Here is a 7730-nt window from a genome sequence, read left to right as displayed (position 1 = left end):
TTTTCCACCATAATGTAAATCCCTAATCCAACGAAAACTAGCGAGACAATCATCCGCTGATACTTCTCGATTATTTCTGATATCAAAGTAATCTTTGACAATCTGTAACTGATATAGCAAAGAATCGCTATCGAAACGACAAAAATGATTAGGGTTACCATAGTCTCGGGCCAGGTAAGGGACGTGAAGTAGGGGATATAGATGCCCAGGTTATCTCCCCCCGAAGCAATGGTAATCAACGCTACCGTCCAGAATAGTTGGTTGGCTCCACGCGCTTCCATTTTTTCAAACACATCCTCATCTTCCCGCTCCTCCCGTTTGAGGGCTACCCTGATCCCCAAGAACAATGGGATTAGTCCGAGCAAGCCGATAACCCAGGCTTGCGGAATGAGATTAATGACATAAGCGGCAAATATACTAAAAGTGACTATAATCCCCATTCCTAGGTATTGTCCCGCGACGATTCCTTTCATTCTCTTTCGGGAATCGTTTTGGGAAAAAATAACCATTAGAATTAGGAAATCATCAATATTTGTAGAAATATAAACCACGAGGGCGGATACAATCGTCTGAACCAGGATTACTCTCTCCCTTCTAAGAAATGAGATGTAGATATTCCGATACTTTCAGTAATGAGGCGATGGCATCGGAAACCTCTTGACTCGCGAGCGAATAGTAGACCATCTTCCCTTCTCTATAAGAGGTGGTTACGCCATTTTTTTTCAAAAAACGCAAATGATGGGAAGTGGTGGCCATACTCGCATCAATAATAGCCGCTAGATCACACACGCACATTTCCTTATAGGTGGACAGGGCATAAAGAATCTGGACTCTGGAGGTCTCTCCCAGACATTTGCTGAGTACTGAGAGGCTCGCAAAATCCTTCCCTTGGAGTTCCGCTATAACATGATTCACTTTTTCCTCATGGACAATCGTGGCACTACAAACATCTATGTCCATCTTATCGATTTTATTCAACCTGCTCCCCCTTTGTCATTCAAATGTTCGTTTGAATAAAGTATATCAGCATTTGCTCCAATTTTCCATAAATATTGTAATTCCTGCCGAGAAATGCGGGAGGCCTGGTCTCTCTTCAGAGGATCAAGCCTTGCTATGTCGTAGTTACTTCATCATGTGAGGAGCCGTTCTCTCCATAATGTCTCGGTTTTTCACATCAAAAAAGAGCCGTAATTTTGCCATAAGGCAGATTCACAGCTCTTTTTCGATATAAGCAATTAGATTCCTTGATAGTGTTTACAGTTGGATTATAGAGACCTTAGCAAGCGGAGTCCATTTAGGATTACAACGATTGTACTTCCTTCATGGACAATGACGCTGATCGCGATATCCGTCAAACCTAAAAGGCTAACGGTAACTAGGAGAATCACGACTGCCATGGAGAAGTAGATATTTTGCCAAATCACTTTGTTCATCTTTTTAGATACTCTGTGGGATTGGACTAGTCTGTCTAGATTGTTTTGCATCAAAACGAGATCCGAGACATCAATCGCAACATCAGTACCCTCTCCCATCGCGATTCCAATATCAGCATTCACGAGGGCTGGGGCATCGTTCACACCATCGCCCACCATGGCGACCACACCGTGTTTTGCCTTTTGTTCGTCGATAATCCGCGATTTATCTTCCGGCATGACATTCGCGATAACCTCGTCCACGCCTAGCTGTTCACCAACAGCTTTCCCCGTCATTTCTGAATCACCGGTAATTAGCGTCGTGTGGATACCCAATTTTCTGAAGTAGTCAATGGTTGTTCGTGCGTGTTCACTTGGAACGTCCATGAGGGCTATCAGCCCAATAACTTTTTCATTTTCGGCAACATATACCACGGTTTGTCCGTTGGAAGCCCATGCTACATTTCGTTGCTCATATATATCTTCCACACCACTAAAGGAGGTGGGTTTTCCTATGCGGTAGCTTTTCCCCTGATAGTCACCCGTCAATCCCTTTCCAAGCTGATTGGTTACCTCGATAGCAATTGTATTTTTTGCCTCAAACTTCTCTAAGATTGCACTTGCCAGAGGATGATTCGACTCCTTTTCCAGAGCCACAATCACATCAAGAATCTCTTCCTCATTCACAGAATCAGAAAAGTAGTAATTGGTTACTTCAGGTTTTCCACGAGTCAGGGTTCCGGTTTTATCGAAGGCAATGGCATCAATGTTGGCTAGTTGAGATAAATAGGAACTTCCTTTTGAAAGAACGCCTCTTTTGGCCAAGTTAGAAGTGGCGGATAAGGTTACCGATACAGTAGCTGCCGCTAAAGCACACGGGGAAGCGGCCACTAAAAGGACGAGCCCTCTGTAGATACTTTGGGACCATGTCCAACCAAATAGAAAAGGAGCTAGCAACATCACTAGGGGGATTACCATCAAAACAAAATTCACATAGCGAGGCTCAAGTCTTTGGATAATACTAGCAGCTCTTGTCTGGTTAGATTGGTTTTGGCTGACGAGTTGTAGAATTTTGGAGAAAACAGTATCTTTATTTTCTTTCGTGACCTGCATGGTAAACGTACCTGTTCCATTAATCGTACTCCCAAAAACTTCGTCCCCTTTCGACTTCTCCTTGGGGATACTCTCACCATTAATAGAAGACTCATCAATGGCGGTCATACCGGACAAGATCATTCCATCAGTCGGTACTTGGTCTCCATTTAACACTTGGAGTCGATCACCAACCTTCAAAATACTGACGGCAACAATTTCCGTATTTCCATCCGGCATGATTCGTCTAGCAGTCGTGGGAGTCATTTCGAGCAGCTTCGTGATTTCTCGTCTGCTTCTTCCTTCCGCGTATTCTTCAAGAAAATGGGCGCCAGAAAAAATGAGAATCAGTAGCGCCCCTTCCCCAAAGTTACCTAGGAAAGACGCTCCGAGTGTTGCTAGCCCCATCAGGACGTGGGAGTTAGGCGTGAATCGCTTTTGTATTTTGGTATTCTCAATCGTTTCGCCAATTCCTTCCAGAACCACTACATAGTAGCCCGCTGTAATGCTTGCGAGTGAGAAGAGGATGTTGATCAATACTTCATTTTCATTCCCTAAGAAGGTCGCAATTAGGAACAGTGCTAAACCTATGAAATAGAAAATGATTGGCGCTTTGCCATGCTCGTGCTCGTTACTATGGTCATGCTCATCATGGTCGTGTTTCTTGTATGCGTCTTTCTCTTGAACAGCTTTCATTTCAATCACCCTTCTATTCATATAATTATTTTTTTGTACTAATTCGATTGACAACACGCACAACCCTAGCACAGCCTAAAAGCTTCTAAAAGCTTCTTGTTCCCTTTCCATAAACCGGAACCGTTCCGCCTTACAAGTGAATGTTCATTCATATGTTTATATATTCATTTTAAACGGGTTCCTGCACCATGTCAAGATAAATCGCTCCCTTTTTCTGACTCATTTTCCGCTTACTTTTGAGAGAAACGGATGGATTTCCTTCCCTCTCTCTAGGTAAAAACATTTGCATTTCATCAGGCATATGATATTCTAAACATGAACAACCACTCATGCGAAAGGGAGGGAGTACCAATGGATACACCAACATCATCTATACTGGACAAAAATTCCATCCATGCCGTAAGCAAGCTTTTTAAGATTATCAGTGACCCTACTAGGATCTCGATCCTCTTTCTTCTTCAGCAGCAAGAATTGAGTGTGGGAGCAATTACCATATCCTTGGAAATGGAGCAATCCGCTATCTCCCACCAGTTAAGAACTTTGAAAGAGGCGCGTTTGGTGAAAGCAAGGCGAGAAGGAAAGACGATATTTTACAGTCTCGACGATATCCACGTTTTTAGTATCTTGGAGCAAGTCCTGACCCATGTTAGGGAAATTGAAGATTTAGGAGAAAGCGCAGGCCATTAATTACCGGTAGTGGAGACGCGCGCATAGCCTACCCTCATCTTATTCGTACTCTTTCCAAACGACTTATTCGATGCTCTAAAACTGCATGAAGAACGTTGGAAAATCACCATGCTAGGCATGTCGATTTTGGATACACCTTAAATAGGCATCTGTAAAAAGTAACCTTCATTCATTGCCTGCAACAAAAAATAGACCAAGATTGAAATCTTTGTGTGATTTCAGTCTTGGCCTATTTTTAATTTTCACATCTATAGCATCCGTATGGAGAATTGCCACACCAACGGCACTACTCTGTAAGCCCGTCGGAAATTGTTTTGCTCTTTAAAATAAAACCAGTGTGAAGCTAGCTTTACCGATACCATTAATAGGGGTTTTCTTTCCTTATTTATTATTCTCATTTGATGCTTTTACAGTCGCTTCAACCATATCTCTCAGCATTTTTTGGGGGTCTTTTGCCTTCACTATACCACTGGTACAGCCAACTCCATCAGCTTGCAGCAAAATCGTTCTATAGACATCATCTGCCGTGCTGATTCCAGCTGCTTGCATAACTAATACATTCGGATTAAGACTCTTAACAGCTTCGATTGTTTCTTTAACATAGCTCTCATCACTTGTTTTACCGGTACCAATTAACTCTGAAGGTTCGCACAGAATAATATCGGGACTTAGCATTGTGATTGCCTTTGCCTCCGCAATTGAATCTGCACATACAATTGTTATTATTTCAAATTCAGCTGCGCGCGTAATTGCTTTAGCTAATCCATTCAACGTCAAGGGACGTTCAGCGTGATTTAGAAATACTGCACGTGCACCTGCTTCATAAAGTGATTCGGGTAACACATGACCCATTCCTTTATCCGGATGAATGCCATCTAAATGCTGGGCTGTCACAATAATATTTTTGGAATTTGATGAAACGGCTGCAATATCGGCGAAGGGCGCGGTTACAAAAATTGAAATCGGAAATTCTTCTGCTAGTGCATCTGCTTCCCTAACCAGTTCCAATAAGTTTTCTCCAAACAAATAGGATTTGGGGTTAAAAACAAAGAATGGTGTGCGGATATTAGTTTTTGCCATGACTTTCTCCTTTCATTTTATCAAAAGCGCCATTTTAAGCTAGGAAGCTAACCCATTTAATTTGGTGATAATTCATCTTCTGTTACCCATTTATGGTTCCTGACCATTTCTTCGCCCGTTGTCGGTTCAAAGTCAACCATATAGATGGTAGTGGCTTCTGCTGATTCTATCGTTGCAAGCGCTCCTTTCATGCCTTCCATATGACTTGCATCCAGCGTAACTTCCGTTCCAGGTTCAAGTGGTTCTTCAACATCTTTGGCTTCAGCTATTTCTTCTTTGATAACCCACTTATGGTTTGTTACTCGTGGATCGCCATTTGTTGGATTGAAGGATACTTCGTAAACCGTCGTGTCGAAGGCCCCTACTACAGTACCCTCTGCGCCTTGCATTCCTGCCATATGGTCTGAGTTGATGGTAACAATGTCTCCTACCTGGTATGTTGGATTTTCGGCTACCAATAATCCTTCCGGTATTTCCCCGGAATCATCGTGCATCATTTCACCCATACCCGAATTGGATGTAATACTTTCCATATTCATTGATACATTTTCAACAGATTCAGCTCTTGAAATGGATTCGGAATCGCCATCTCCACTTTGATCAGTAGAACAAGCAGCCAAAAGTACCAGTGTGGAAAGACCTATTATACTTTTTATCAATCGGTTTTTTCTCATGGTTCATTCTCCTCCTTTATTGGCTATGAATCCAAAGCACTCTACAATACACATTCTGTCCTTCCTTTTTTCAATAGTCAAATAATTAGCCTTACAATCATATAGACCTAATTAGGGCTATTGGTTCATTTTTAGTATCCAAGTACCGCACAATCAGATACTCCGTTCAGTATCACTTTCTTTTTTCGAACAACAATCTTCCTTTTTCTTACCACCCAACATTGTGAGCATCATTCCTCCCATCATAATGGGGCATATAAATGGCGCAATGACTCCTAAAAAAGTTGCAAGGCCAAGATTATACTTAGCAATAAATGGTAGGGATACTATAATCAGTATTGGTAGGCCACAACAAATAATCATATGCATCATATGATGTAATGGACTGTGTTTATGCGTTCCTGTTTTTCCTTCTTTACTTTCATGGTGGTTCATAATTTTATCCCCTTGCTTAGACTTATTTTATGTTTCTGAGTTTTATAATAATATATGAATGTGTTGATTTTATGTAGAAAAAATTCATACAAAAAAACCAAGATCTGTATATGACCTTGGCTTTTTTGATTTGAATAGTTCATTTCCGGAATATATTTTTGAAAAAACTCAGTTTGAGCATGAAACTTCAGACTTACCTAACTAACTTTTCAATATTTTTTTCTTTTGTTGGTATTCTTCGTCCGATATTTCTCCTTTTACATAACGCTGATTAAGGATTTCAAGTGCCTCATCTCGACTGCTTTGCGATGTGGCACTGTTGTTGCCGCCTTGGACTAGTTTCATCACCGCATACACGATGATAACTATTAAGATTACCAAGATAATCATCATGAAGATTCCCCATCCGCCCATCATGTCATATCCGTAATAATTCATCATTTTTTCCACTCTCCTTTTTGCTAATGTTCAGAAATAACTTGCTCCAAATCGCCATGCCAATCATGGTGCCAAACTTCTCCGGTAAGGTCATTGACACTCAGCATCCCAATTACTTTGTCATTTTCCTCGATATGAAAAGTGTAATAACCATAAAATGCGTGCCCATCACCCGGAACCGAAAAAGTTTCCCCAAACTGGCTCTTCACAAAATCGTCTGCAATTTTGACGGCTTCTGTCTGGTTCACATTTGCCGTATATGTTGCGTTCGTATTGTAGCGGAAGGAGCCCCCCATCATTATGCTGTATTTCTCATTCCACATCATGTTGGGCCCCGGCTCGGGGTAAATCTGCCCCGTATAAGGATTGACCAAAAGTTCCATTGCACCTCTGCCGGTATCTTTCTCTTCCACCGAAACGTAGTAATCCGCATCGGTGAAGACAAAAATATCTGCCACTTGAAGATTATTTCCATAACCCTTCAAATAATTTTCGACATCCGACAGAATCTGGTCCGGCGTCAATTTCTCACCGCTGCTGTTCTGGTTGCTGTTGACTCGGCCGCCCATCATGCCATTGCTGTAATACCCTTGCGTATAAATGCCTGTTTCAGCATTCTTTGCCAACAAAAACAATCCGATACTGTACACAATCAATACGGCAAGCGAACCAAACAGGATTACACCCCATACTAATTGATGCTTGTTTTTCATATCCTCTCCCTCTTTCTCCGGTAAGCCTTAAAACGATTTTGGATTGGCACCTCGTCTTTAGAAAATTGGATAAATTTTGCTTACTAAAATCCATGGCATCACGTACGCCTCTACATTTTTAATTATAGTCCCCTCTCTTACTAAACGCCAATTCTTGCTACTTATCAATGCTTTGAGTATTTGTTAACCTTAATATACCGGAGTAATGTGTAGATTTAATGGAGATTTGCTTCTTCATACGGTCTACATAATCACCTAGTATGCTATGACTATGAAATCTAAAAAAACAATCCAGAAAGAAGGACATAGACTATGCAAACAACTCTATTTATCATTTTAGTACTACTCGTTCCTGTTTTCACGATGGTAATCGCACGTGTAGTTCGTACACATAATTCTGTTCTAAGAGCAGACGTAAAACGATTGCGGGTGGAAAATGAGGCTTTGAGGAAAGAGCTTCTTAAACGCGGCATCATCGAATATGTTTAACAGTTGTAAAAAAA

General features: G+C 41.4%; 9 protein-coding genes. 1 reads left to right on the top strand and 8 read right to left on the bottom strand.

Annotated features, from left to right (window positions below; all coding sequences use genetic code 11):
* The 3 genes from BLV66_RS15265 to BLV66_RS15255 form a co-directional block, all read right to left on the bottom strand.
* Positions 1–578: CadD family cadmium resistance transporter (locus BLV66_RS15265; protein ID WP_093114581.1), on the bottom strand; the 578-nt coding region annotated here is incomplete at its 3' end.
* 16 nt (positions 579–594) lie between these two features.
* On the bottom strand, positions 595–960 hold the full coding sequence (locus BLV66_RS15260; RefSeq protein WP_086987744.1) for an ArsR/SmtB family transcription factor: 366 nt from the start codon (positions 958–960) through the stop codon (positions 595–597).
* Positions 961–1265: 305 nt separating this feature from the next.
* On the bottom strand, positions 1266–3200 hold the full coding sequence (locus BLV66_RS15255; protein WP_176974311.1) for a heavy metal translocating P-type ATPase: 1935 nt from the start codon (positions 3198–3200) through the stop codon (positions 1266–1268).
* A gap of 351 nt (positions 3201–3551) precedes the next feature.
* Between BLV66_RS15255 and BLV66_RS15250 the strand changes: the two genes are divergently transcribed.
* Positions 3552–3887 (top strand): ArsR/SmtB family transcription factor, encoded by a 336-nt coding sequence (locus tag BLV66_RS15250; RefSeq protein WP_086987737.1) that lies wholly within the window; start codon positions 3552–3554, stop codon positions 3885–3887.
* A 381-nt stretch (positions 3888–4268) separates the two neighbouring features.
* On the opposite strand, the gene BLV66_RS15245 is transcribed toward BLV66_RS15250, so the two are convergent.
* The 5 genes from BLV66_RS15245 to BLV66_RS15225 all read right to left on the bottom strand — a co-directional run bounded on the left by BLV66_RS15245 (position 4269) and on the right by BLV66_RS15225 (position 7227).
* Positions 4269–4967 (bottom strand): triose-phosphate isomerase, encoded by a 699-nt coding sequence (locus tag BLV66_RS15245; RefSeq protein ID WP_086987736.1) that lies wholly within the window; start codon positions 4965–4967, stop codon positions 4269–4271.
* Between the two features lie 56 nt (positions 4968–5023).
* Positions 5024–5641 carry a YdhK family protein gene (locus BLV66_RS15240; RefSeq protein ID WP_086987735.1) on the bottom strand — a complete coding sequence of 206 codons (618 nt, stop codon included), beginning with the start codon at positions 5639–5641 and terminating at the stop codon, positions 5024–5026.
* A gap of 153 nt (positions 5642–5794) precedes the next feature.
* Entirely contained in the window at positions 5795–6076 is a 282-nt protein-coding gene (locus BLV66_RS15235) for a hypothetical protein (RefSeq protein ID WP_086987734.1), read from the bottom strand.
* Between the two features lie 201 nt (positions 6077–6277).
* On the bottom strand, positions 6278–6517 hold the full coding sequence (locus BLV66_RS15230) for an SHOCT domain-containing protein (protein WP_086987733.1): 240 nt from the start codon (positions 6515–6517) through the stop codon (positions 6278–6280).
* Positions 6518–6537: 20 nt separating this feature from the next.
* The gene (locus BLV66_RS15225) at positions 6538–7227 is read right to left on the bottom strand and encodes a hypothetical protein (RefSeq protein WP_086987732.1); all 690 of its coding nucleotides are present in this window, start codon (positions 7225–7227) and stop codon (positions 6538–6540) included.
* Positions 7228–7730 lie beyond the last annotated feature (503 nt).

This window comes from Trichococcus collinsii (genome assembly GCF_900107505.1).
In the GTDB taxonomy this organism is placed as follows: Bacteria; Bacillota; Bacilli; order Lactobacillales; family Aerococcaceae; genus Trichococcus; species Trichococcus collinsii.
The sequence above is the reverse complement of the archived record's forward strand: the minus strand, read 5'-3'. Positions and strand labels throughout refer to the sequence as shown.

Excerpts from the sequence above, each read along its gene's own strand:
- BLV66_RS15260 (WP_086987744.1), bottom strand. The coding sequence starts at position 960 with ATGGACATAGATGTTTGTAGTGCCACGATTGTCCATGAGGAAAAAGTG.
- BLV66_RS15255 (WP_176974311.1), bottom strand. The coding sequence starts at position 3,200 with ATGAAAGCTGTTCAAGAGAAAGACGCATACAAGAAACACGACCATGAT.
- BLV66_RS15250 (WP_086987737.1), top strand. The coding sequence starts at position 3,552 with ATGGATACACCAACATCATCTATACTGGACAAAAATTCCATCCATGCC.
- BLV66_RS15245 (WP_086987736.1), bottom strand. The coding sequence starts at position 4,967 with ATGGCAAAAACTAATATCCGCACACCATTCTTTGTTTTTAACCCCAAA.
- BLV66_RS15240 (WP_086987735.1), bottom strand. The coding sequence starts at position 5,641 with ATGAGAAAAAACCGATTGATAAAAAGTATAATAGGTCTTTCCACACTG.
- BLV66_RS15235 (WP_086987734.1), bottom strand. The coding sequence starts at position 6,076 with ATGAACCACCATGAAAGTAAAGAAGGAAAAACAGGAACGCATAAACAC.
- BLV66_RS15230 (WP_086987733.1), bottom strand. The coding sequence starts at position 6,517 with ATGATGAATTATTACGGATATGACATGATGGGCGGATGGGGAATCTTC.
- BLV66_RS15225 (WP_086987732.1), bottom strand. The coding sequence starts at position 7,227 with ATGAAAAACAAGCATCAATTAGTATGGGGTGTAATCCTGTTTGGTTCG.